The sequence below is a fragment of the Sphingorhabdus buctiana genome, from assembly GCF_042680825.1.
Lineage (GTDB): Bacteria > Pseudomonadota > Alphaproteobacteria > Sphingomonadales > Sphingomonadaceae > Sphingorhabdus_B > Sphingorhabdus_B buctiana.
Genome location: NZ_JBHUEL010000011.1, coordinates 216,893 through 237,672, shown reverse-complemented (window position 1 = coordinate 237,672; position 20,780 = coordinate 216,893). Strand labels below are relative to the sequence as shown.

The following is a 20,780-nucleotide window of genomic DNA, read 5'->3' as shown; positions in this document are numbered from 1 at the left end:
CAATATCTAGGTGCGGGCCCCGAACAGGGCCGTACCCACGCGAATATGGGTTGAGCCGAGCTGGATCGCCGTCGCAAAATCATCTGACATGCCCATGCTGAGTTGCTTCAGGCCATGGCGGGCCGCCAGTTCGGCAAGCAACGCGAAATAAGGTGCTGGTTCGACATCGGCTGGCGGTATGCACATCAAGCCGATGACATCGACCCCTGCGCCTTTGGCCGCTTCCAGCAATTCGGGCAGTTCCGCAATCGCGCAACCGCCTTTTTGCTCCTCCTCGCCAATATTGACCTGGATGAAACAGGGAAGTTGCTTGCCTGCTTTGTTCATCGCCTTCGAAAGCGCGGTCAAAAGCGACATACGATCGAGCGAGTGGATGCAGTCAAACAGCGCAACCGCGTCGTCGGCCTTGTTCGATTGCAGCTGGCCGATGAGGTGCAACTGGATATCCGGATCGGCTGCGCGCAGTTCCGGCCATTTGGTCGCCGCCTCTTGCACCCTGTTCTCGCCAAAATGCCGATGGCCTGCCTCGAGCAGCGGACGGATTTCGTCCGCGCTCCGGGTCTTGGAAACCGCGATCAGGGCAACGTCATCCGGCGATCGCTGCGCGATCTTGCCGGCCTTGGCCATTTCGGTTCGGATATCGGCCAGCCGCTGGGCCGGATTTTCTGGAGTCGCATCAGCCATGGCCGCGCGCTATAGCCGCTGGCATGCCCGCCTTCCAGCCATTGCGAAAACCTGTTCCTCGCACATGGTTGATGACAGACCCTCGCCTGGGGAGCCGGCTTCTGGCTGCAATTCAAAAACTTCCTGCCGGGTCAGGTGTCATTTTTCGCCATTACGAATTGGAAGAGCGGCAGCGACGCCAACTGTTTGCTGCGGTTCGACGCATCTGCGCTAGGCGTGGGCATATGCTCATCCTCGCTGGTGAAGCTCGCGATGCAGCGCAATGGCACGCCGATGGCTTCCACCGGCGTAACAGCCGCCACCGGGCGATATGGCACAGTGCGCCCGTTCATAACCTCAACGAAATTCGCGAGGCGCTGCGAAACGGTGCCGGAATATTGTTTCTTTCGCCCTTGCGGCAAACGCGTTCGCACCCGGGCCAGCCCGCGCTGGGGCCAAGTCGTTTTGGTCAGCTTGCCCGGCTATGCCAGCCTGCAAAAGTGATTGCGCTTGGCGGGATGAACCGGGCGCAGGCAGCCAAATGGCCGCAAACCATGGTTCACGGCTGGGCAGCCATCGACGCTTTCACAAAATGAAGTTGCTTTAGAAGCGGATCTTGGTGCCGACGTAGACGGCTTCGCTATCCGGGCTGCTGTTAGCAGCGGGCATCAGGCGGTCACGCTCGCTCGCGTAACGGACGCCTGCGGTCACGTCGATGCGACGTGAAATCGAGAAGCTGCCGCCGACATTGAAGGCATAATCGCCCGCTGCTGCCGATCCACGCGGATTGGGTGCCGCATTGCCAACCTTGCCGACGCTGACATCGGTGTTGAAACGGCTGGGCTTTTTCTTTGCGTCATCATCCAGCTTGAAGCTGCCTTGGCCGACCATGGTCGAGAGGCGAGGTTGCTGGGTCTGCACGGCATTGGCAGGCAGCTTGAAACCCTGCCAACCACGTGACGCGGTGAGCTGGTAGTTCGAATTGTTCAGGCGAACGGTGTTCCCCGCTCCTGCTTCGATTTGCGCGATTGCGGACCGGATCGACACCGCATTGCCCGCATCGGCGCGGGCAGCGACGGTCAACACATTCTCGCCACGACGGTTCAGGCCTGCGGGCGTGAAGCGGAATTTGTTACCCGAAACGGCATTTCGTTCCAGTTTGGCAGCGAGCCGGCTATCAACACCAGCGGGTGTGAAACGGCTCATCCAATCGTTCGAATTGCTCGAAGTTTCGTAAAATTGTGCAGCAAAAGCAGGGACAAGGACTGGTGACAACAACAGGCTTCCGGCCGCCAAAATGGCGACTGACTTGCGGCCTTTGCGACCAAGATTTGTTACACCCCGTTTCATGTCCGTATTTTTTACGACTCCATCTATGAACAGATATAGGCTGAATCCCGTCTGCGACAATGTTTTTATCCACAACGGCGATGTTTTTGGCAACCTGTTGCAAAGACTCTACAATCAATTGCGTTTGAAGCCGGATTCCGCGCATTTTTGCCTTATTTGCACAGCCAAATCCGGTTCAGTTTCGCGAAAGCTTGCCCGCGCCAACAAAGGTGAATAGAGACGTCCGCACAAACAGCGAAATCGCGAGGATTCAATATGCGTTTTAACCAGTTCGTCCTGGTCACGGCTTCGGTATTGGCACTGGCTGCCTGCGGGGGCAAAGAACGGCCCAAGACCGACCTGGCTGCAAGCCAGGTGACGACGATCGGCGTCAACAGCTATTTGTGGCGCGCCTCGCTCGATGCACTTTCGTTCATGCCATTGGTGCAGGCGGATAGCGCCGGCGGCGTCATCGTCACCGACTGGTATGTAAACCCGAACAGCCCCGGTGAGCGGATGAAACTGACGGTTTCGATCCTCGACCAGGATCTGCGCGCAGACGCACTTCGCGTTGCTGCGAGCCGCGAAGTCCTGCAAAACGGCCAATGGGTGGCAGCGGCGACCCGTGCCGCAACCGTGCAAAAGCTTGAAGGCATCATCCTTACCAAGGCGCGCGACCTTCGCCGGAGCGCAATCGCAGAATAAACCAGAAATTCCCGCGTCTTCGCGTTGAAGGCGCGAAGACAAACAGGGAAGAAGCCAGCCATGGCGTCACGATTTAACCCGTTCAAGGCGGACGGGCATTGGCAGAAAATTTGGGAAGAGCAGGGGGTGTTCAACGCGCCCCCGGCGACCGATCCGCGTCCGAAAAGCTATATCCTTGAGATGTTCCCCTATCCATCGGGGCGCATCCATATGGGGCATGTACGCAACTACACCATGGGTGACGTCCTCGCGCGCTACAAGGCGATGACCGGCCATGCAGTGCTGCATCCGATGGGGTGGGATAGCTTTGGCATGCCGGCCGAAAATGCCGCGATGGAAAAGAAGGTTCATCCCGGTGCCTGGACGCGCTCGAACATCGAGGCGATGAAGAAGCAGCTCAAGCGCCTTGGTCTTGCCATCGACTGGAGCCGCGAGCTTTCGACCTGCGAACCCGAATATTACGGCCATGAACAGGCGCTGTTCCTCGATTTTTACAAGGCAGGTCTCGTCTATCGCAAGGAAAGCGAGGTGAACTGGGACCCCGTTGATATGACGGTGCTGGCGAACGAGCAGGTGATTGACGGACGTGGTTGGCGCTCGGGCGCTCTCGTTGAACGCAAGAAGCTGAACCAGTGGTTTTTGAAGATCACCGATTTTGCCGAGGAACTGCTCGAGGGTTTGGAAAGCCTCGACAAATGGCCCGACAAGGTGCGGCTGATGCAGGAAAACTGGATCGGCAAGTCCAAAGGGTTGAAGCTGACCTTCAACCTGACGGGCACGCATGATGGGATCGATGTGTTCACCACGCGCCCCGACACGCTGTATGGCGCAAGCTTTGTCGCGATTGCGGCCGACCATCCGCTGGCGCAATCGCTCGCCGAAAATGCCCCGGCGCTGCAGGATTTCATCGCCGAGTGCAAACGCGGCGGGACGACCGCGGCCGAACTCGAAACCGCCGAGAAAATGGGTTTCAACACCAATTTGACGGTCGAACATCCGCTCGACCCTAGCTGGCACCTGCCGGTCTATGTCGCCAATTTCGTGCTGATGGATTATGGTACCGGCGCCGTTTTCGGTTGCCCGGCACACGACCAGCGCGACCTTGATTTTGCCCGCAAATACAAGCTGCCAGTCCGCCGCGTGGTGGCGGAAGGTGATGTCACCGACAGCGAATTCGAGGGCGATGTTGCTTACACCGGCCCAGGCCGGATTGTGAATTCGGACTGGATGGACGGCATGGGCGTCGATGAAGCCAAGGCCGCCATCATCGCCAAAGCCGAGCAAGAGGGTTGGGGCGAGGGGCAAACCCAATACCGCCTGCGCGACTGGGGCGTTAGCCGCCAGCGTTATTGGGGCACACCCATTCCGATCATCCATTGCGAATTTTGCGGTGTCCTGCCGGTACCGCGCAGCCAATTGCCGGTAAAACTGCCCGAAGATGTCAGCTTCGACATTCCTGGCAATCCGCTCGATCGTCATTCGACATGGAAGCATGTGAAGTGCCCCAATTGCCAGGAACCGGCGGTGCGCGAGACTGACACGCTCGATACCTTTGCCGATTCGAGCTGGTATTTCATCCGCTTTGCGTCGCAGCCGGACGACAAGCCGTTCGACAAGGAAGAGGCCGAAGCATGGCTGCCGGTCGGGCAGTACATCGGCGGTATCGAGCATGCGATCCTGCACCTGCTCTATGCGCGCTTCTGGACGCGCGCCCTGCAAAAGGTCGGCAAGCTGGACTTCGCAGAGCCCTTTGCAGCGCTGTTCACCCAAGGGATGGTCACGCACGAGACCTATAAGTCTGCGGACGGCGCTTGGTTGAGCCCTGAAGACATCAAATTTGAAGGCGAAAAGGCATTCACGCTCGATGGTGCACCCGTAGAACGTGGCCGCATCGAGAAGATGTCGAAGTCAAAGAAGAATGTCGTCGATCCCGATCCGATGTTCGACCAATATGGTGCCGACGCCGTCCGCTGGTTCATGCTGTCCGACAGCCCGCCCGAACGCGATCTTGAATGGTCCGAAAGCGGGATTGAGGGCACATGGCGCTTTGTGAACCGCGTCTGGCGCCTTGTTGACGGGTTTGAGCCTGCCGAGGGTGAGGACAAAGCTCTCGACAAGAGCCTGCACCGCGCAATTGCCGGCATCGCCGCCGATATTGAGGCGCTGCATTTCAACAAGGCGGTCGCCAAGGTGCACGGCTTGGTCAATGATATCGAAAAGGCCGCGCCCTCTGCTTCTCGCGCAGCGGCTATCCGCACCTTGCCGCTGCTCGTGGCGCCGATGTTACCGCATCTGGCCGAAGAGGCCTGGGTCGCATTGGGCAATGATGGCCTGATCGCAGGCCAGCCTTGGCCCAGCCATGATCCCGCGCTGCTGATCGACGATGAAGTGACCATCGCGGTGCAGGTGATGGGCAAGCTGCGCGATACGCTGACCGTGGCCAAGGGCTCGTCCAAGGATGCGCTTGAAGCGCTTGCGCTAGCGAGCGAGAAGGTGCAGCGTGCAATGGATGGCGCAAGCCCCAAGAAAATCATCGTCGTACCCGACCGGTTGGTGAACATCGTCATATGATGCGACTGCTGCCCTTGTTCCTTGCTTCGCTGCTGCTGTCGGCTTGCGGCTTGACGCCTCTCTACAGCGGCGGATCGCAGGGGCAGGTCTCGGCATTGCTCGGCTCGGTCGCGGTTGATCCGATCGAGGGCAAAAATGGCTGGCTGATGCGCAACGCGCTCAATGACCGGCTGGGTGCCGGTGCAGAAAGCGGCGTGCGCTACCGGCTGGTGGTCAAGCTGGATGATCAGATCGAAGGTTTTGGCGTGCGCGCCGACGATACTGTGACGCGGGAGCGGCGAACATTGCGGGCGCGCTATCAGTTGGTCGATATTTCGAGCAACAAGACGCTGCTCGATGCAACCGCCGGATCGGATGCCGGTATCGATGTCGTCAGCTCCGAATATGCGACGATCGCTGCGGAAAACACCGCACTTGAAAACCTGACCCAAAAGGTTGCCGAGCAGATTGTCACACGGCTTTCGCTCTACGCGCAGTCCGCGAAGTAAATGACCGCAAGATGAGCGGCAAACTTAGCGAAAAGGATTTCATCGCTTCAATCGAATCCCGGCCGGATATCCGGCTGTTTTTCGTTTTCGGGCAGGATGAATCGGCGGCGGCGTCTATCGCCAGCGCTCTCGTGGCTAAACTTGGCAGCGATAGCGAAGCAATCGAGATTGATAGCGCCAAACTGCGCGGTGATCCGGCGCTGCTGGCGGACGAAGCGGCTTCGCAGTCGCTATTTGGCGGCGCCCGGCACATACGCCTGCACTTCGCGCGGGAAGAGGGTGTTGATGCCATCGCCAACCTTTTGTTGGCGGAGCAGGCAGGGAACCCCGTAATTGCCACGGCAGGCGACCTCAAGAAAACCAGCAAGCTGCGCAACCTCATCGAAGGTTCGCCCCGCGCGTTGAGCTACATCTGCTATCCGCCCAGCGAGGCTGAAGCGATCGATCAGGCGGTGGCAGCTGCGGGCGCGGTTGGCCTGCGTATCGACCGCACACTTGCGGCCCAGATCGTGCGCTATACCGGGCAGGACAGGCGGCTGGTTGCGATGGAGCTGGAAAAACTGTCGCTTTATTACGATTCCGCGCATGATCGGATCGTCACGGTTGAACCGCAGGCTTTATCGGCGCTTGCTGCCGAAACCGCGGAGGAAGATATCAACGCTCTGGTCAACCAGGTGCTCAATGGCGATACCAAGGCGCTTGGCCGCACGATCATCGAAGCGCGGGCGATTGGCATCGAAGCCATACGCATCATCCGGGCGTTGCAGCGGCGTGTGGCTATGCTGGCCGGAATGCGTGCCAAGGTGGAAGAAGGCGCGAATGCGGGTGCAGTTGTCCGCGCGAATCGCGCGATATTCTGGAAGGAACAGGAAGCGTTCAGCCGCCAGGTTCAGCGTTGGACCGCGCAGCGCCTGGCCGGGCTTAACGGACACCTATTGGAAGTTGAAGCAAAGCTGATGGCAACCGGCGCGGATTTGACCGAAACCCTGCTGGAGGAAGAACTGGTCCGTATAGCCCGGGCAGCAGCACGCAGCCGCTGAGTGCTTATTCATATTCCGCGGTAATCGGTATCCGGCCACGAAACTGGCCCGATACATTCCCCTTGATCAAAAGATTGCCGCCAAAGGCAAACTCGAGCCGGCCATAAATGTCGAGGCGCGGCGCAGGCGATAGGTTCGTGCGCAAGTCTACGATCTCCACCGATCCGCCGGTCGCGCTGGATAGTTTGATCGTCGACGGCATCTCGATGCGGATCGCACGACCCGGCTCGCCGGTAATCACGGCGCTCCCCGCAAAGGGTGATCCGCCAAGATCGACAACATTGCCGCTGACGGTGCGCATCCCGCTGTTGGGATCGATCGCTATGCTGCCACCATTGGCACCGGTAGCCGTCGCGCGGCTGAAATCGAGCGAACTGCGGATTTCGATGTTGAGAGGGCGAGCCTTGGTATCACCTTGCCGGGTAAAAGGATCAGAACCAAACGCCTGCGCGCCAAGCTGTTGAGGCGCAAGCAGGATAGCGCAAAGCAGGAAAGACAGGGATAGGCCTCGATACATCTTGTGCGGATTTTCGCCGATTATGGTTAAATTCCAGTGAAAATCGCGCTGCAGGTCGCTCTTGACCCTTGGGCGCTGAAGGCACACATTCCGGACATGGAAAAACTCGAACTCAGCGAAGAACAATGGCGTGCGCGCCTTTCCCCTGTCCAATATCATGTCTTGCGCGAAGCGGGCACCGAACGAGCATTCAGTGGAGAGCTCAATCTCGAAAAGCGCGACGGCGATTTCCTGTGTGGGGGTTGCGGCACGCTGCTCTTCAAATCGAACACCAAATATGACAGCGGATCCGGCTGGCCCAGCTTTACAGAGCCTGCCGCGCCCGATGTGATTGCCGAATATCGCGATACGTCGCACGGAATGATCCGCATCGAGGTGCGCTGTGCCAAATGCGACGGGCATCTGGGCCATGTTTTTCCTGACGGTCCAGGACCCAATGGCCTGCGCTATTGCATCAACAGCGTCTCGCTCGATTTCCAGCCTGATTGAGTTTCCCGGCTTGTCGGATTCCCGGCAAACCGGTAACAGGTCCGCCAATGGCAAAAGCTGGAAATAAGGCAGCGGAAGGGTCGCGGTTCAAACGCTGGGCCGTCAGTTCGCTCAAAATCGGAACACTCGTCGCCCTGATGGGGTTGATGGTGATTGGCATTTTCGTCGTGATCGCGCGCGGCGAGATTGAAAGTTTCGAGGATCTGAAGGCATCACCCAACGGGCAGATGATCCGTGTCCGCGCTGCAGACGGCACCGTTATCCAGACTTTGGGTCCCAGTTTTGGGCGCTGGATACCGATTGACGAGATTCCGCACGAAATGAAGGATGCGATGGTCGCGGTGGAGGATCGCCGCTTCTATTACCATCCCGGCATTGATCCCTATGGTTTGACGCGTGCAGTTGTCGTCAGCCTGACCGATGGTGGCGGGTTGCGCGCAACCTCGACCATCACCCAGCAATTGGCGCGTAACGTCTATCTGAACAACAACCGCGATATCGGCCGCAAGCTACGCGAAATGATCCTCGCCATGGCGATGGAGACCAAGTTCAGCAAGGAACAGATACTCGAGTTGTATCTCAACAAGGTCTATTTCGGCGGCGGCGCTTATGGTGTCGATGCCGCAAGCCGCCGTTTCTTCGATCATGGCGCAGAAGACATCACACTCGCCGAAGCGACCATCATCGCAGGTCTCGTAAAGGCGCCTTCGCGCTATTCACCGACGGCAGACGCGCAGGCGGCGATCGGCCGCGCCGGCGTGGTACTCGAAGTTATGCAAGATGCCGGGATGATCACGCCCGAAGAGGCGGCCTCGGTTGAACCAGCGAAGGTGCGCATGGCACCCGAGCCGAAGCAGGATAGCGTCCGCTACTTCACCGATTGGGCGCTGCCGCAACTCGATAATTTGATCGATGAAACCGAAAAGCCGATCGACGTCTGGACTACGCTCGACCTTGGGATGCAGCGCGCGGCTACCGACGCGATCCGCAACGGTGTACCGCGCGGTGCGCAGGGTGCGCTGGTGTCGATTGATCGCGACGGGGCAGTCCGCGCGATGGTCGGCGGTACCGACTATGCGACCAGCAATTATAACCGTGCGGTAACTGCATTGCGCCAGCCGGGCTCGGCTTGGAAGGTATTCGTCTACCTCGCTGCGCTCGAAGCCGGCTACCGCCCCGAAGACAAGGTGGTTGACGAAGCGGTGACGATTGGCGGATGGTCGCCGCGCAACAGCAGCGGTACCTATTCGGGCGAGATCACCCTGCGCACGGCCTTTGCTTATTCGAAGAATACGGTTGCCGCGAAACTGGGTGAGGAAATCGGCACCAGCAGCGTTGCCAGCATGGCCCGCCGTTTCGGCATCACTACGCCGATCTCGACCACGCCCGCCATGGTCCTTGGTTCGTCAGACACCCGTGTTCTCGACATGACCCGTGCCTTCGCCTCAATCGCCGCACGCGGCAAAAGCGTGACGCCCTACGCGATCAGCAAGGTGACCACGATTGATGGTGACGTGATTTACCAGCATCGCCCCTCACGCCAGATCCAGCTGGTTGAGGATTATGTCGCTGGTGCGATGACCGATCTGATGCAGAGCGCAGTCGCCACGGGTACAGGCCGCGCAGCCTCTATTGGTCGCCCGGTGGCTGGCAAGACCGGCACCACCAGCAGCAACAAGGATGGCTGGTTCCTTGGCTTCTCTTCCGGCCTCACAACCGGCGTGTGGATGGGCCGTGACGATGCGCGCGCGGTCGGAAATCTGCAGGGCGGGACGGCGCCTGCTGCCGCTTGGGCCAATTTCATGCGGGTGGCGGTCGCCCGCCGCCCGGTCGAGAATTTCGATACCGATGTGACTTTCCCCGAACGTCTTGAGGATGAGGAAATGATGCTCGGCGAAGATGGCGAGGAAATATTGGTCGACGAAAACGGTATGCCGATCGAAGGAATGCCGGGTGATGCCGGTGGGATACCGCCTGAGATGATGGAGCCCGAGCCGCTCGATGAGGCATGGATTGACGAAGCTCTTGGGCGAAGTGGACGTGACGGCGAAAATCGCGACCAACCTCCAGCGCGCAATTCCGGCCCTAAAACCGTCATCGCGCCATCGCCGCGCCCGCAATAAGGCAAAAATTGGCCCTGGGGTACTAACCGGGTTGATATTCGCGCAAAAGCGGCGCATATAAATCAGACTAATCCAATCCGATTATATGGAATCAGTCTGGAGCGCGCGATGCGGCTTTCGAACATGGCCGACTATGCTGTTGTTGTTATGGGTGCTGCTGCACGCCATTGCGGAGGTGCGCGCACCTCTGCGACCGAACTGGCGAGCGAAACGGGAATCGCACTTCCTACCGTGCAGAAACTGGTAAGCATCCTCGGTAAGGCCGGCCTGCTACGTTCGGCGCGCGGCCTTGGCGGAGGCATCCAACTCGCACGCCCGGCTGCGGCAATCACGCTGGCAGACATTATCGAGGCGGTCGAAGGCCCGATCGCGATGACCAATTGCACCAACGCCGCAAGCTGCAACTGCGCAATTGAGCCGGACTGCAACGTCAAAGCGCATTGGGCGGTGGTAAATCAGGCGGTGCGCGGCGCGCTCGCCGATGTGAAATTGACGAGCCTGGTGCAAGCATGACTGACGAAATCGAGATCAAGGACCGCGCAGCGCGCGAGGCTGCGGACAAGGTTGCCGATTATGAGCATGGCTGGTCATCCGACATCGAAACCGAATTTGCCGAAAAAGGCCTGAACGAAGACACTGTTCGCTTCATTTCAGCGAAGAAGAACGAACCCGAATGGATGCTCGAATGGCGGCTGAAGGCATTTCGCATGTGGCAGGAAATGACGCCGCCTGACTGGGCGAAGCTCAACGTTCCGCCGATCGATTATCAGGATGCCTATTATTACGCCGCGCCCAAGGCGAAGAAAAAGCTGGAAAGCCTCGACGAGGTCGATCCGGAAATCCTGAAGGTTTACGAGAAGCTCGGCATTCCCATCGAGGAGCAGAAAGTGCTCGCCGGCGTCGAAGGCGCGCGCAAGGTGGCGGTCGATGCGGTGTTTGACAGCGTCAGCGTGGCGACAACTTTCCGCGCCGAACTCGAACGCGCCGGTGTCATTTTCCGCAGCATCAGCGAGGCGATCAAGGAATATCCCGATCTGGTCCGCAAATGGCTCGGCAAGGTTGTGCCGATGCACGACAATTATTTTGCGACCCTTAATTGCGCGGTCTTCTCGGACGGCACCTTCGTCTACATCCCTGAAGGCGTGCGTTGCCCGATGGAGCTCTCCACTTATTTCCGCATCAATGCGGAAAATACAGGCCAGTTTGAACGCACTTTGATCGTTGCGGACAAGGGCAGTTATGTCAGCTACCTCGAAGGCTGCACCGCGCCGATGCGCGATGAAAACCAGCTCCATGCAGCAGTGGTCGAGCTGGTCGCGCTCGACGATGCCGAGATCAAATACTCGACCGTGCAGAACTGGTATCCCGGCGATGCGGAGGGCAAAGGCGGAATCTACAATTTCGTCACCAAACGCGCCTTGTGCCAGGGCAAGAACAGCAAGGTCAGCTGGACGCAGGTCGAAACCGGCAGCGCGGTGACTTGGAAATATCCAAGCTGTGTCCTCAACGGCGAAAACAGCGTCGGCGAATTTTATTCGGTCGCGGTGACCAACAATTACCAGCAGGCCGATACCGGCACCAAGATGATCCACAATGGCAAGGGCAGCCGTTCGACGATCATTTCCAAGGGCATCAGCGCGGGGAAGAGTAATAATACCTATCGCGGGCTGGTGCGCGTGGCTCCCAATGCTGAAGGTGTGCGCAACTTCACCCAGTGCGATAGTCTGCTGTTGGGCAGCGACTGCGGCGCACACACCGTGCCATATATCGAGGTGCGCAACCCCAGTGCCCAGATCGAGCATGAGGCGACCACCAGCAAGATTTCCGACGACCAGCTCTTCTACGCGATGCAACGCGGGCTGGGGCAGGAGGAAGCCGTCGCCCTGATCGTCAACGGCTTTGCCAAGGAAGTGTTGCAGCAACTGCCGATGGAATTTGCGGTCGAGGCGCAGAAGTTGCTGGGCATTAGCCTTGAGGGGTCGGTTGGCTAAGGCGAAGGCCCGATGCTGAACAAATTTTTGAAAAGAAACGCGAAACATGCTCCAAATAACCAACCTCCACGCCACGGTCGCGGACAAGCCGATCCTCAAGGGCCTTACCCTCTCGCTCAACGCGGGCGAAATCCATGCGATCATGGGGCCGAATGGTGCGGGCAAATCGACACTGGGTTATGTGCTCTCGGGTCGCCCCGGTTATGAAGTGACCGAGGGTTCGGTCACTTTCAACGGCGAAGACCTGCTCGCCATGGACCCGCACGAGCGCGCTGCGGCCGGCCTGTTCCTCGGCTTCCAATATCCGGTTGAAATCCCCGGCGTATCCAACGTCCAGTTCCTGCGCGAGGCATTGAACGCCCAACGCAAGCATCGCGGTGAGGAACCGCTGTCCGGCGGCGAATTCCTCAAGCTCGCCCGTGCGCAGGCGGATGCGATGGGCATGGATATGGAAATGCTCAAGCGGCCGGTGAATGTCGGCTTTTCGGGCGGTGAGAAGAAGCGCAACGAGATGGTGCAGATGGGCATTATCGATCCTGCGCTCGCGATCCTCGATGAAACCGACAGCGGCCTTGATATCGATGCGCTGCGCGTCGTCGGCGAAGGCATCAACCGCATCATGCGCCGCCCCGACAAGGCGGTGCTGCTGATCACCCATTACCAGCGCCTGCTCGATTATGTGCAGCCCGATTTCGTCCACGTCCTCGCCGATGGCCGCATCACGCGCAGCGGCGGCCCGGAACTCGCGCTCGAGCTGGAGCGTGAGGGTTATAAGGAATTGGCCGCGTGAGCCTGACACTTGCCCTTGCCGCTACCGCAAGCAGCGCCAACGCCATTCCGGTGGACTTTCAAGGTCGCTGGTATCCGGCGAAGGTGGATTGCGCGGCTGGGACTGCGGCAGGATCGATCCTGATCCATGACGACAGCATCGTTGATGCAGCAAGCGAACCTGAAACGGCCAAGTTCCAATATATTGTCATCGAAGTTCGCAGCCTTTCCAAACGCAAGATTGATGTCCACGCATCCTATATGGAAGAAGGTTCCGAGGAGGGGATCAACCCGGTAGGGAGTTACCTGAAACTCGGAAAAAACGGCCGCTCTTTGTCGATCGAGACCTATGTCGAAGATGACAGGCGGTATCTGCAGCAGCCGCGCGCAAAATATAAGAGGTGCGTATGAGCGCGCTTCCCACCCGCCGCGATGAGGAATGGCGCTATGCACCTGCCGAGGTTTTGGCAGGGCTGAAAGCATTGCCCGAGGCGGAGCATATTGCTGTCGAGGCGGGTGCGACGCGTCCGATATACAAATGCGTTTCGACGGGTGCTGCGAACAAGGTCGATATCCAGCGCTATCAGATCAACATCGCTGAAGGCGCGCGCTGCGAAGCATTTTTCCTGCTTACCGGTGGCGGTTACAAGCGGCTCGACATTGATGTGACGCTAGCCGAAGGCGCGCACTTCGAATTGGGCGCGGTCGGTATTGGACGCGGTGAGGAAGTCACCGAGATCGTCACCCGCCTTCGCCACGTCGCGCCGGGCGCAACCTCTAACCAGGTGATGCGCGGCGTCGCGATGGACAAAGCGACAATCACGATGATCGGCCGCATCGACGTTGCAAAAGATGCGCAGCAGACTGATGCTGCTCTCGGTGCGAAGGGCCTGCTGTTGGACCGCACCGCGACGATTAACGCCAAGCCCGAACTCGAAATCTATGCCGACGATGTCAAATGCGCGCATGGCTGCGCCATTGGCCAACTCGACGATATGGCGCTGTTCTATGCGCAGCAACGCGGCCTGCCGATGGCGGAGGCGCGCAACCTGCTGATGCAGGCTTTCGTCGCTGAGGCTTATGGCGAAATTGGCGACACCAAGTGGCGCAACCATATGACAGGCTATGCCGAAGCCGCGTTGCGAGGGACGTTCTGATGGAAATCGTCTCCGATCGCGCATTGGGCCGCTGGGAAAATGAAGGCGGTGGTCTTGCCAGGGAACTGCGCGACCAGTTCCCCGGCGTGCGCGACTGGCATTATCTCGATACTGCGGCGAGCGCGCAGAAGCCACAGGCGGTGATCGAAGCCGTCAGCCGCGCGATGGGAGAGGATTATGCCACCGTCCATCGCGGCGTTTATGCGCGATCGGCGAACATGACCCTGGCCTATGAAGCAGCGCGACGGCGGGTGGCCGAGTTTATTGGTGGTCGCGAAGACGAGATCGTCTTCGTCCGCGGCGCAACCGAGGCGATCAACCTCGTGGCGCACAGCTATCCGAAAAAGGGCCGCGTGCTGCTCAGCCAGTTGGAGCATCATAGCAATATCGTGCCCTGGCAGCTTGGCGGATATGAAATCGATGTTTGCCCGTTGACGGCAGACGGCCGGATTGATCTGGATGCGGCGGAGGCAATGCTCTCCAATGAGCATGTGCTGGTCGCCTTTGCGCATGTTTCCAATGTGCTGGGCTCGGTTCTGGATGCTAAGCGGGCAGCCGCCTTGGCGCACAAGGTGGGTGCGAAGTTGCTGCTCGATGGTTGCCAGGCGGTTCCGAGGCTGCCGGTCAACGTCGTAGAACTCGACTGCGATTTTTATGTTTTCAGCGGGCACAAGCTTTATGGCCCGACAGGAATCGGAGCGCTCTGGGCCCGCAAGGAATTGCTCGATGCCATGCTGCCCTACCAAGGTGGCGGATCGATGATCGACCGGGTGACTTTTGAGAGGACCACATATGCACCCGCGCCGGCACGGTTTGAGGCTGGTACGCCTGCCATCGTCGAGGTGATGGGCCTGCGCGCGGCGATCGATTATGTCGATGGCATAGGGCTGGACGCCATTCACGCCCACGAAGCCGAACTCGTCCGCCAGACGCGGGAGGCACTGCGCTCGATCAACTCGATCACGCTATACGGGCCCGAGAATGCGGCAGGGATCGTCTCTTTCAGCATGGAAGGGGTGCATCCGCACGATGTCGGCACCATATTGGATGAAGAAGGCGTGGCAATTCGCGCCGGCCATCATTGCGCGCAGCCGCTGATGGAACATCTGGGCGTCCCCGCCACCGCGCGGGCGAGCTTCGGGATTTACAATGATGAAAGCGATGTCGCGGCACTGGTTCGCGGCCTTGAACGGGTGAAGAGGATCTTCGGATGAGCGAAGAGCAGAAAATCATGGTCGAGGAAGTCGACAGCGTTCCCGCACCGCCAAAAGCGCGTGTCGAAGATGCAGAGACTCCGGCTGAGAAGCTGGAGCGCAAGAAGGACTATCTTGAAGGCTTCCTTGCGCAAAAGCCTGCTTCGCCAGCACCGGGAGAACCCGAGGGTGACCTGTACGAAGCCGTCATCTCGGCGCTCAAGGAAATCTACGACCCTGAAATCCCGGTGAACATTTATGATCTCGGCCTGATCTATGGCGTCGAAATCAATGGTGGGCATGCGATGGTGACGATGACGTTGACCACACCGCATTGCCCGGTTGCCGAAAGCATGCCCGGCGAAGTCGAACTTCGCGTCGGTGCCGTACCCGGAATCGGCGATGCCGAGGTCAACCTCGTCTGGGATCCGCCATGGGGGCCAGACAAGATGACCGATGAGGCGCGCCTCGAACTGGGGATGCTGTGATGAGTACGGAAACCAAAACACGCCGCCCTATGCCCGCCGCCGTAACGCTGACGCCTGCGGCTGAAGAACGTGTCGCCGAACTGATGCGCAATGCCCCCGAGGGTACAGTCGGCGTGAAACTGTCCACCCCGCGCCGCGGTTGTTCGGGGTTGGCCTATTCGGTCGATTATGTCAGCGAAGCCAATGCCTTTGACGAACGCATCGAAACCCCCGGCGGCACCTTCTTCATCGACGGCGGTTCGGTGCTCTATCTCGTCGGTTCGACAATGGACTGGCAGGAAGACGAATTCACCGCAGGCTTTGTGTTCAACAACCCCAATGCCACCGGCAGTTGCGGTTGCGGCGAGAGCTTTACGGTATAAACCTGATGCGTCGCGTAGAGTTGTCCACATTTCTCGACGCCACACCTGAGACCATTTGGGCGCATGTCCAGACGCCTAAATTGTTGCACTATGTCACGCGCGGTATGATCCGCTTTCTTCCCAAGGGGAAGCCGTTTCCCGACAAATGGGTAGAGGGCGAATACCGTGTCTGGATGTTGCTTTTCGGTTGGCTGCCCGTGGGATGGCAGGCCATTCGCATTGAAATGCCCCAGCAGGCCTCCGGCAAATATGTGGTGCGTGACAATGGCTATAGCCGGTTGATCAAACGATGGGATCACTGGATCGAAATAACCGCCGAAGGTACAGGCGCCCGCTATATCGACCGCGTTGAAATTGAGGCAGGCTTTTTGACGCCGTTGATTTGGGCATTTGCGCGGTTGTTTTATGCCTATAGACAGCGCCGTTGGCAGCGACTGGTAGCGCGACGGTTTGCTTACGACTGAGGGCGGGTTCCTAGAATTTCCGGTTGAAGCGCAGCGCCACCCCGAGGTCGTCGGGCGCAGCCTCGATATGGCCCAGTTCGGTCCGCCAGAAAGCGTTGGCCGACAGGTAGCCGCCAGCAAAGGGCGTTGCATAGGCAGCTTCGATATCCCGTTCCTGCCCCGTCGGGCTGAGCGACACGAACTGTCGCCCGAAACTCGCCTGCAAGGTCGAATAATCATAACCTGTCGGTAGGGTGAGGTTCAGGCCTCCACCGTGCACGCGAAGCGGCTGGGCGACGCGCAAACTCAGGCTGTCACGCAGCGAAAAGACACCAACGCGAGTGAGGTCCGCAGACCATGCATCGCTTTCCAGCCAATCGGCGGAGTCGCGCAATCCGGCAGCAGCGATACGCGTCCACCCGCGCCGATAATTGACCTCCACACGCCAGTCAGAACCCAGCGATAGTGTAGTCCCGGCGTCGGCAAACCAGCTGCGTGCGCCTGTTTCGCCCGTCCACATATTGGTGCCGCCGCCCAATATCGTTTGGCGTTCGTTGAGCATCGTTCCCGAAAGTTTGAGACGCAGCGCGCCGAGATCACGGTCGAAGCCCACATGAGCAAGGCGATAGCCATAACCGCGATAGCGGTTACGCAGCGGATCGCCTGCAAATTCCTCCCATAGGCGAACATCGCCGCTTTCGCCCGCAACGGTCAATCCAAAGCCGGCGATATGTTGGCGATAGGCAAAGGCAGAGCTTGGCTGGCTGAAAAAGCCGAATGATTCCTGCGCCGCATCAGCGGCGATAAAGCTGGTTGCGCGTTCGATGGCCATCTGGTCGATCAGGGCGCCGCTGCTCCGCGCAATGCCAAGCGCCACTTGCCGGTCATTCCCCAATTTGGCGATGACCGAGCCAGCTATGGCGCGCGCTTGTGATCGTTCGCGGGGGGACAGGTCTAGCCGGTCCGGCCCTACTCCGTCGCGGCGGTTGGCGACCGAAAGCGTGACTGCGAGATTCGGATTTGCCGCAACGCGCGTTTCGGTACCCATGCTGAGCGCCGGGGCGAGCTTGGGTGCGGATTTGGCCGCGAGCAAGGTACCACTGAAATCGGCCCGGAACGCGCGTCCATAGCTGTCGAGGATCACCGATTGCGGGCCTTGCCCGGCACCGGCATCACCCATTGGTCCGCCTAGCGCCCCGGTAGAACCGGTGGGAACCGGAATTGGCGTTCCCGCAATTGACTGTTGCCCCTGTGGCTGGAATGCGCGAGCAAGATTGAGCTCTCCCCTGCCGTAAATGGCATCCGTCCCGGCAGCGCCAAGATCCGTTGTGGTGCGAAGCAAAAGGTCGACAATCTGCGCTCCGGTGAGATTGGGGAAAGCCTGCGCAAGCAATGCAACCGCGCCTGCTACAATGGGTGCAGAAAAACTGGTGCCGCTCCACAGAAACTGGGTGCCGTTTTCGTCCGGATCACGGACGCGCACGCCGAGCGCGGTGATGTAATAATTCTGCCCGTTACCGGCCCGGTTTGAAAAGGCCGAAATCTGTTGTGTTGAATCGGTTGCGCCCGCGATCAACACTTGGCCCCGTGCGATCGGGTCAAGTGCTATCATCGCCATCGGATCGGGATTTACAGCAACTGCCGGATCGTCATCGAATTCGTTGCCGGCCGAGATGACGAAGACCACGCCGGCGGCGGTTGCCCGATCCACTGCCGCTCGAAGCGTCAAGTTCATCGGCGATCCGCCGAGCGACATGTTGATCACCTTCGCACCGACGGCGACCGCTCGATCTACGGCGCGCGCGATATTGTTATCGTTGTGGGTGCATCCCTTGTCGGGATCCGTATCGGCACAGGTGCCGGCGGTATCGGTCCGCAGCACCAGCAGTGTAGCACCAAAGGCTACACCATGGGTTTCGAGGTCATTCTTGGCCCCAAGGAGTACCGACGAAACGGCTGTCCCATGACCGCCTTCGTCTTGGAGTCCGCGACTGCCTGCAAAGTCTGCTGATTGAGGATGGATCTTTCCGGCAAATTCGGGGCTGTCGACATCGATACCGCTGTCGACGACGCCGGCGATAACGCCGGTTCCACTCGCCCCGGCATTATAAGCAGCTATCGCCTGCGCCTGCACAGCGCCGTTGGATCGTTGATACTCAACGGTATTGAAATTTGCAGTCGGTGGGGGAGGAGGCGGGGGTGGAGGTGGAACAGGCGGCGGTGGTGGCGCTGGCGGGGTCACCGCAGGTGGAGGTGTCGGCGTTGAACTTACCCCACCGCCTCCGCCACATGCGGATACGGTCAATGCAAAAATTATCGAAGTGCCGACAGCAATTTTGCGACCCGTGCCAGTACTCGCCATGATACTCCCCAGACTATAACTTATGTTATTACCGTTGCTGCGCTTGCGCCAGCATTAACGCAGTTGTTCCTTGCGAGATTTGACACCTGTAGTTAACGGGGCGGCCATGTCTCCGGCAACCCATCCCGACTTCGGCCATGTCGACACCTGGATCTTCGATCTGGATCTGACGCTTTATGCGCCAGAGCACAATATCATGGAGCAGGTGCGCAACCGGATTGCCGCCTTTGTCGAAGATTATTTCAAGGTCGATGGTGAACGTGCACACCAGATCCGTTACGATTATTGGCGCAAATATGGAACGACGCTGGGCGGATTGATGGCCGAACATGCAGTCGATCCGCATGGCTATCTGGAATTCGTGCACGATGTCGACATGTCGCTGCTGCAGCCTTGTGATCGGTTGCGTACCGGGATTGAATCGCTTCCCGGAAGGAAGCTGATTTTCACCAATGCCGATGCACCTTATGCGCAACGTGTGCTCGCCGCACGCGGGCTCGATGGCGCGTTCGAGGTCGTGTTCGACATCCACCGAATGGAACATAAGCCGAAGCCTGCACTCGATAGCTATCATGCATTGTGCAGCCAGCTGGATATCAACCCGACGGCGGCATTGTTCGTTGAGGATTCGGCGCATAACTTGGAGCCAGCCAAGACGATTGGCATGACCACGGTCTGGGTCAACCATGCCGCGGACGATGGATCCGCAAACCCACGACCGCATTTTGTCGATCATGAGATACAAGACCTTGCCCATTGGCTGGTCGCAGGAAAGGAACGGAAATGAGCGAGGCATTGCAGGCAGTAATCGAGAAGGCCTGGGACGAACGCGACGCGATCAACACCGGAACGGGTGGCGAAGTGCGCGCTGCCGTGGTTGAGGCGCTGAACCTGCTCGATAGTGGTGCCCGCCGTGTCGCTGAAAAAGTCGACGGCGAATGGCAGGTGAATCAGTGGCTCAAAAAGGCTGTCCTCCTTTCCTTCCGCCTCAACGACATGGAAACGATTCCCGGCGGACCAGGTGGTGCGCATTGGTGGGACAAGGTTCCTTCAAAGTTTTCCGGCTGGGGCGAAAACCGCTTCCGTGATGCCGGTTTCCGGGCAGTACCGGGCAGCATCGTTCGCCACAGTGCGCATATTGGCAAAGGCGTGGTTCTGATGCCCAGCTTTGTGAACCTTGGCGCCTATGTCGATGAAAACAGCATGGTCGATACATGGGCGACCGTGGGGAGCTGTGCACAAATCGGCAAGAACGTCCACCTGTCGGGTGGCGTCGGCATTGGCGGCGTGCTTGAGCCGTTGCAGGCTGGTCCGGTAATCATCGAGGATGATTGCTTCATCGGCGCGCGTTCCGAAGTGGTCGAAGGCGTTATTGTCGAACAGGGGGCAGTGCTCGCGATGGGCGTGTTCCTGTCTTCCACAACAAAGATCATCGATCGTGCAACCGGCGAAATCTTTGTGGGGCGAGTGCCGTCCTATTCGGTGGTGGTTCCGGGTGCACTTCCCGGCAAACCGCTTCCCGATGGTTCGCCGGGGCCGAGCCTCGCCTGCGCTGTGATCGTTAAGCGAGTTGATGCCCAAACCCGCTCCAAAACCGCGATAAATGAGTTGCTTCGCGACTAAGCGCCTAAATTCATCGACCAACCGTTTCCGGTTTTGCTTGCAATATAAGAGCGAATCACTCTAATTTGCATCTGCGGACCGGGCCCCTCTGGCGCTCGCTTCTTCGGAAGGAACGCGATGTCGGCCGCATCGGATGTTTCCGGTGCTCGGGTTGTGCGGTCCCTGTTTCCCCCGAATACCCTCTGCCCGGCATCGGAACATCCGATTGAACAACCATTGTTCAAGAGGAGAAAAGAGATGTCGGAACGGACATTCCGTCTGATGCAGTACCACCAGAAGCTTGATGATGAATTGCGCGCCGAAATGCGCCGCAGCTGGCCGAGCTTCGCACGGATCCAGCGGCTGAAACGCATGAAGCTGGCGGTGAAGGATAAATTGCAGGCGATGGTTTCCAAGGGTCGAAAGACCCCGAAACCGGCCTGATATCAGTAAGGCTGCGCTCGCCGCCCTCTCCCAAGGTTCGCCCCT

Annotated in this window: 23 protein-coding genes; 19 read left to right on the top strand and 4 right to left on the bottom strand. The window is 59.1% G+C overall.

What is annotated here, in order from left to right:
• Window positions 1-6: 6 nt before the first annotated feature.
• Complete coding sequence (locus tag ACFSAG_RS13710) at window positions 7-684, bottom strand: YggS family pyridoxal phosphate-dependent enzyme (protein WP_381515877.1); 678 nt, start codon at window positions 682-684, stop codon at window positions 7-9.
• 23 nt (window positions 685-707) lie between these two features.
• Between ACFSAG_RS13710 and ACFSAG_RS13705 the strand changes: the two genes are divergently transcribed.
• Window positions 708-1,259, top strand: a complete 552-nt coding sequence (locus ACFSAG_RS13705; protein ID WP_381515874.1) for a thiamine phosphate synthase — start codon at window positions 708-710, stop codon at window positions 1,257-1,259.
• Between the two features lie 7 nt (window positions 1,260-1,266).
• Here ACFSAG_RS13705 and ACFSAG_RS13700 read toward each other — a convergent pair whose 3' ends face one another.
• The gene (locus tag ACFSAG_RS13700) at window positions 1,267-2,013 is read right to left on the bottom strand and encodes a hypothetical protein (protein ID WP_374612914.1); all 747 of its coding nucleotides are present in this window, start codon (window positions 2,011-2,013) and stop codon (window positions 1,267-1,269) included.
• Window positions 2,014-2,268: 255 nt separating this feature from the next.
• Between ACFSAG_RS13700 and ACFSAG_RS13695 the strand changes: the two genes are divergently transcribed.
• The 4 genes from ACFSAG_RS13695 to holA are packed head-to-tail and all read left to right on the top strand — an operon-like array spanning window position 2,269 to window position 6,796.
• The gene (locus ACFSAG_RS13695; protein WP_374612912.1) at window positions 2,269-2,697 is read left to right on the top strand and encodes a DUF3576 domain-containing protein; all 429 of its coding nucleotides are present in this window, start codon (window positions 2,269-2,271) and stop codon (window positions 2,695-2,697) included.
• Between the two features lie 60 nt (window positions 2,698-2,757).
• Window positions 2,758-5,268, top strand: coding sequence for a leucine--tRNA ligase (gene leuS / locus ACFSAG_RS13690; RefSeq protein WP_381515871.1), 2,511 nt, complete (start codon window positions 2,758-2,760; stop codon window positions 5,266-5,268).
• Window positions 5,265-5,756 carry an LPS assembly lipoprotein LptE gene (gene lptE, locus ACFSAG_RS13685; protein WP_381515868.1) on the top strand — a complete coding sequence of 164 codons (492 nt, stop codon included), beginning with the start codon at window positions 5,265-5,267 and terminating at the stop codon, window positions 5,754-5,756. The genes leuS and lptE overlap by 4 nt, the downstream gene beginning before the upstream one ends.
• Before the next feature lie 11 nt (window positions 5,757-5,767).
• A complete protein-coding gene (gene holA / locus ACFSAG_RS13680) occupies window positions 5,768-6,796 on the top strand; it encodes a DNA polymerase III subunit delta (RefSeq protein ID WP_381515865.1) in 1,029 nt (342 codons plus the stop codon).
• A gap of 4 nt (window positions 6,797-6,800) precedes the next feature.
• Here the strand turns inward: holA and ACFSAG_RS13675 are convergent, their stop codons facing one another.
• The gene (locus tag ACFSAG_RS13675; RefSeq protein WP_381515862.1) at window positions 6,801-7,313 is read right to left on the bottom strand and encodes a DUF4402 domain-containing protein; all 513 of its coding nucleotides are present in this window, start codon (window positions 7,311-7,313) and stop codon (window positions 6,801-6,803) included.
• A 96-nt stretch (window positions 7,314-7,409) separates the two neighbouring features.
• On the opposite strand from ACFSAG_RS13675, the gene msrB reads away from it, so the two are divergent.
• The 11 genes from msrB to ACFSAG_RS13620 all read left to right on the top strand — a co-directional run bounded on the left by msrB (window position 7,410) and on the right by ACFSAG_RS13620 (window position 16,348).
• Window positions 7,410-7,802 carry a peptide-methionine (R)-S-oxide reductase MsrB gene (gene msrB / locus ACFSAG_RS13670; protein WP_381516186.1) on the top strand — a complete coding sequence of 131 codons (393 nt, stop codon included), beginning with the start codon at window positions 7,410-7,412 and terminating at the stop codon, window positions 7,800-7,802.
• A 47-nt stretch (window positions 7,803-7,849) separates the two neighbouring features.
• Window positions 7,850-9,925, top strand: a complete 2,076-nt coding sequence (locus tag ACFSAG_RS13665) for a transglycosylase domain-containing protein (RefSeq protein WP_381515859.1) — start codon at window positions 7,850-7,852, stop codon at window positions 9,923-9,925.
• Between the two features lie 108 nt (window positions 9,926-10,033).
• On the top strand, window positions 10,034-10,438 hold the full coding sequence (locus tag ACFSAG_RS13660) for an SUF system Fe-S cluster assembly regulator (protein ID WP_374612902.1): 405 nt from the start codon (window positions 10,034-10,036) through the stop codon (window positions 10,436-10,438).
• A complete protein-coding gene (gene sufB / locus ACFSAG_RS13655; RefSeq protein ID WP_374612900.1) occupies window positions 10,435-11,916 on the top strand; it encodes a Fe-S cluster assembly protein SufB in 1,482 nt (493 codons plus the stop codon). Before ACFSAG_RS13660 ends, sufB begins: the two co-directional genes overlap by 4 nt.
• Before the next feature lie 46 nt (window positions 11,917-11,962).
• The gene (gene sufC / locus ACFSAG_RS13650; RefSeq protein WP_374612898.1) at window positions 11,963-12,706 is read left to right on the top strand and encodes a Fe-S cluster assembly ATPase SufC; all 744 of its coding nucleotides are present in this window, start codon (window positions 11,963-11,965) and stop codon (window positions 12,704-12,706) included.
• A complete protein-coding gene (locus ACFSAG_RS13645) occupies window positions 12,703-13,095 on the top strand; it encodes a hypothetical protein (RefSeq protein ID WP_381515854.1) in 393 nt (130 codons plus the stop codon). Before sufC ends, ACFSAG_RS13645 begins: the two co-directional genes overlap by 4 nt.
• Window positions 13,092-13,841: a SufD family Fe-S cluster assembly protein gene (locus ACFSAG_RS13640; protein ID WP_381515851.1), complete on the top strand. Its 750-nt coding sequence runs from the start codon at window positions 13,092-13,094 to the stop codon at window positions 13,839-13,841. Before ACFSAG_RS13645 ends, ACFSAG_RS13640 begins: the two co-directional genes overlap by 4 nt.
• On the top strand, window positions 13,841-15,055 hold the full coding sequence (locus ACFSAG_RS13635) for an aminotransferase class V-fold PLP-dependent enzyme (protein WP_381515849.1): 1,215 nt from the start codon (window positions 13,841-13,843) through the stop codon (window positions 15,053-15,055). The genes ACFSAG_RS13640 and ACFSAG_RS13635 overlap by 1 nt, the downstream gene beginning before the upstream one ends.
• Window positions 15,052-15,522: a DUF59 domain-containing protein gene (locus tag ACFSAG_RS13630; RefSeq protein WP_374612894.1), complete on the top strand. Its 471-nt coding sequence runs from the start codon at window positions 15,052-15,054 to the stop codon at window positions 15,520-15,522. The genes ACFSAG_RS13635 and ACFSAG_RS13630 overlap by 4 nt, the downstream gene beginning before the upstream one ends.
• Window positions 15,522-15,884 (top strand): HesB/IscA family protein, encoded by a 363-nt coding sequence (locus ACFSAG_RS13625; protein ID WP_374612892.1) that lies wholly within the window; start codon window positions 15,522-15,524, stop codon window positions 15,882-15,884. The genes ACFSAG_RS13630 and ACFSAG_RS13625 overlap by 1 nt, the downstream gene beginning before the upstream one ends.
• Before the next feature lie 5 nt (window positions 15,885-15,889).
• Window positions 15,890-16,348, top strand: coding sequence for an SRPBCC family protein (locus ACFSAG_RS13620; protein WP_381515842.1), 459 nt, complete (start codon window positions 15,890-15,892; stop codon window positions 16,346-16,348).
• Window positions 16,349-16,358: 10 nt separating this feature from the next.
• On the opposite strand, the gene ACFSAG_RS13615 is transcribed toward ACFSAG_RS13620, so the two are convergent.
• Complete coding sequence (locus ACFSAG_RS13615) at window positions 16,359-18,461, bottom strand: S8 family peptidase (RefSeq protein ID WP_381515839.1); 2,103 nt, start codon at window positions 18,459-18,461, stop codon at window positions 16,359-16,361.
• A gap of 334 nt (window positions 18,462-18,795) precedes the next feature.
• Here ACFSAG_RS13615 and ACFSAG_RS13610 point away from each other — a divergent pair, with 334 nt between their 5' ends.
• The 3 genes from ACFSAG_RS13610 to ACFSAG_RS13600 all read left to right on the top strand — a co-directional run bounded on the left by ACFSAG_RS13610 (window position 18,796) and on the right by ACFSAG_RS13600 (window position 20,735).
• Window positions 18,796-19,476 carry a pyrimidine 5'-nucleotidase gene (locus ACFSAG_RS13610; protein WP_381515836.1) on the top strand — a complete coding sequence of 227 codons (681 nt, stop codon included), beginning with the start codon at window positions 18,796-18,798 and terminating at the stop codon, window positions 19,474-19,476.
• Window positions 19,473-20,312, top strand: coding sequence for a 2,3,4,5-tetrahydropyridine-2,6-dicarboxylate N-succinyltransferase (dapD, locus tag ACFSAG_RS13605; protein WP_381515833.1), 840 nt, complete (start codon window positions 19,473-19,475; stop codon window positions 20,310-20,312). The genes ACFSAG_RS13610 and dapD overlap by 4 nt, the downstream gene beginning before the upstream one ends.
• Window positions 20,313-20,549: 237 nt before the next feature.
• Window positions 20,550-20,735, top strand: a complete 186-nt coding sequence (locus ACFSAG_RS13600; protein WP_374612882.1) for a YdcH family protein — start codon at window positions 20,550-20,552, stop codon at window positions 20,733-20,735.
• Window positions 20,736-20,780: the final 45 nt, after the last annotated feature.

Bases quoted from the DNA above. Each gene is read 5' to 3' on its own strand.
- ACFSAG_RS13610 (WP_381515836.1), top strand. From the start codon at position 18,796: ATGTCTCCGGCAACCCATCCCGACTTCGGCCATGTCGACACCTGGATC.
- lptE (WP_381515868.1), top strand. From the start codon at position 5,265: ATGATGCGACTGCTGCCCTTGTTCCTTGCTTCGCTGCTGCTGTCGGCT.
- ACFSAG_RS13660 (WP_374612902.1), top strand. From the start codon at position 10,034: ATGCGGCTTTCGAACATGGCCGACTATGCTGTTGTTGTTATGGGTGCT.
- ACFSAG_RS13710 (WP_381515877.1), bottom strand. From the start codon at position 684: ATGGCTGATGCGACTCCAGAAAATCCGGCCCAGCGGCTGGCCGATATC.
- leuS (WP_381515871.1), top strand. From the start codon at position 2,758: ATGGCGTCACGATTTAACCCGTTCAAGGCGGACGGGCATTGGCAGAAA.
- ACFSAG_RS13635 (WP_381515849.1), top strand. From the start codon at position 13,841: ATGGAAATCGTCTCCGATCGCGCATTGGGCCGCTGGGAAAATGAAGGC.
- ACFSAG_RS13705 (WP_381515874.1), top strand. From the start codon at position 708: ATGCCCGCCTTCCAGCCATTGCGAAAACCTGTTCCTCGCACATGGTTG.
- ACFSAG_RS13695 (WP_374612912.1), top strand. From the start codon at position 2,269: ATGCGTTTTAACCAGTTCGTCCTGGTCACGGCTTCGGTATTGGCACTG.
- ACFSAG_RS13640 (WP_381515851.1), top strand. From the start codon at position 13,092: ATGAGCGCGCTTCCCACCCGCCGCGATGAGGAATGGCGCTATGCACCT.
- ACFSAG_RS13600 (WP_374612882.1), top strand. From the start codon at position 20,550: ATGTCGGAACGGACATTCCGTCTGATGCAGTACCACCAGAAGCTTGAT.
- sufB (WP_374612900.1), top strand. From the start codon at position 10,435: ATGACTGACGAAATCGAGATCAAGGACCGCGCAGCGCGCGAGGCTGCG.
- sufC (WP_374612898.1), top strand. From the start codon at position 11,963: ATGCTCCAAATAACCAACCTCCACGCCACGGTCGCGGACAAGCCGATC.
- ACFSAG_RS13620 (WP_381515842.1), top strand. From the start codon at position 15,890: ATGCGTCGCGTAGAGTTGTCCACATTTCTCGACGCCACACCTGAGACC.
- ACFSAG_RS13665 (WP_381515859.1), top strand. From the start codon at position 7,850: ATGGCAAAAGCTGGAAATAAGGCAGCGGAAGGGTCGCGGTTCAAACGC.
- ACFSAG_RS13625 (WP_374612892.1), top strand. From the start codon at position 15,522: ATGAGTACGGAAACCAAAACACGCCGCCCTATGCCCGCCGCCGTAACG.
- msrB (WP_381516186.1), top strand. From the start codon at position 7,410: ATGGAAAAACTCGAACTCAGCGAAGAACAATGGCGTGCGCGCCTTTCC.
- dapD (WP_381515833.1), top strand. From the start codon at position 19,473: ATGAGCGAGGCATTGCAGGCAGTAATCGAGAAGGCCTGGGACGAACGC.
- ACFSAG_RS13630 (WP_374612894.1), top strand. From the start codon at position 15,052: ATGAGCGAAGAGCAGAAAATCATGGTCGAGGAAGTCGACAGCGTTCCC.
- holA (WP_381515865.1), top strand. From the start codon at position 5,768: ATGAGCGGCAAACTTAGCGAAAAGGATTTCATCGCTTCAATCGAATCC.
- ACFSAG_RS13675 (WP_381515862.1), bottom strand. From the start codon at position 7,313: ATGTATCGAGGCCTATCCCTGTCTTTCCTGCTTTGCGCTATCCTGCTT.
- ACFSAG_RS13700 (WP_374612914.1), bottom strand. From the start codon at position 2,013: ATGAAACGGGGTGTAACAAATCTTGGTCGCAAAGGCCGCAAGTCAGTC.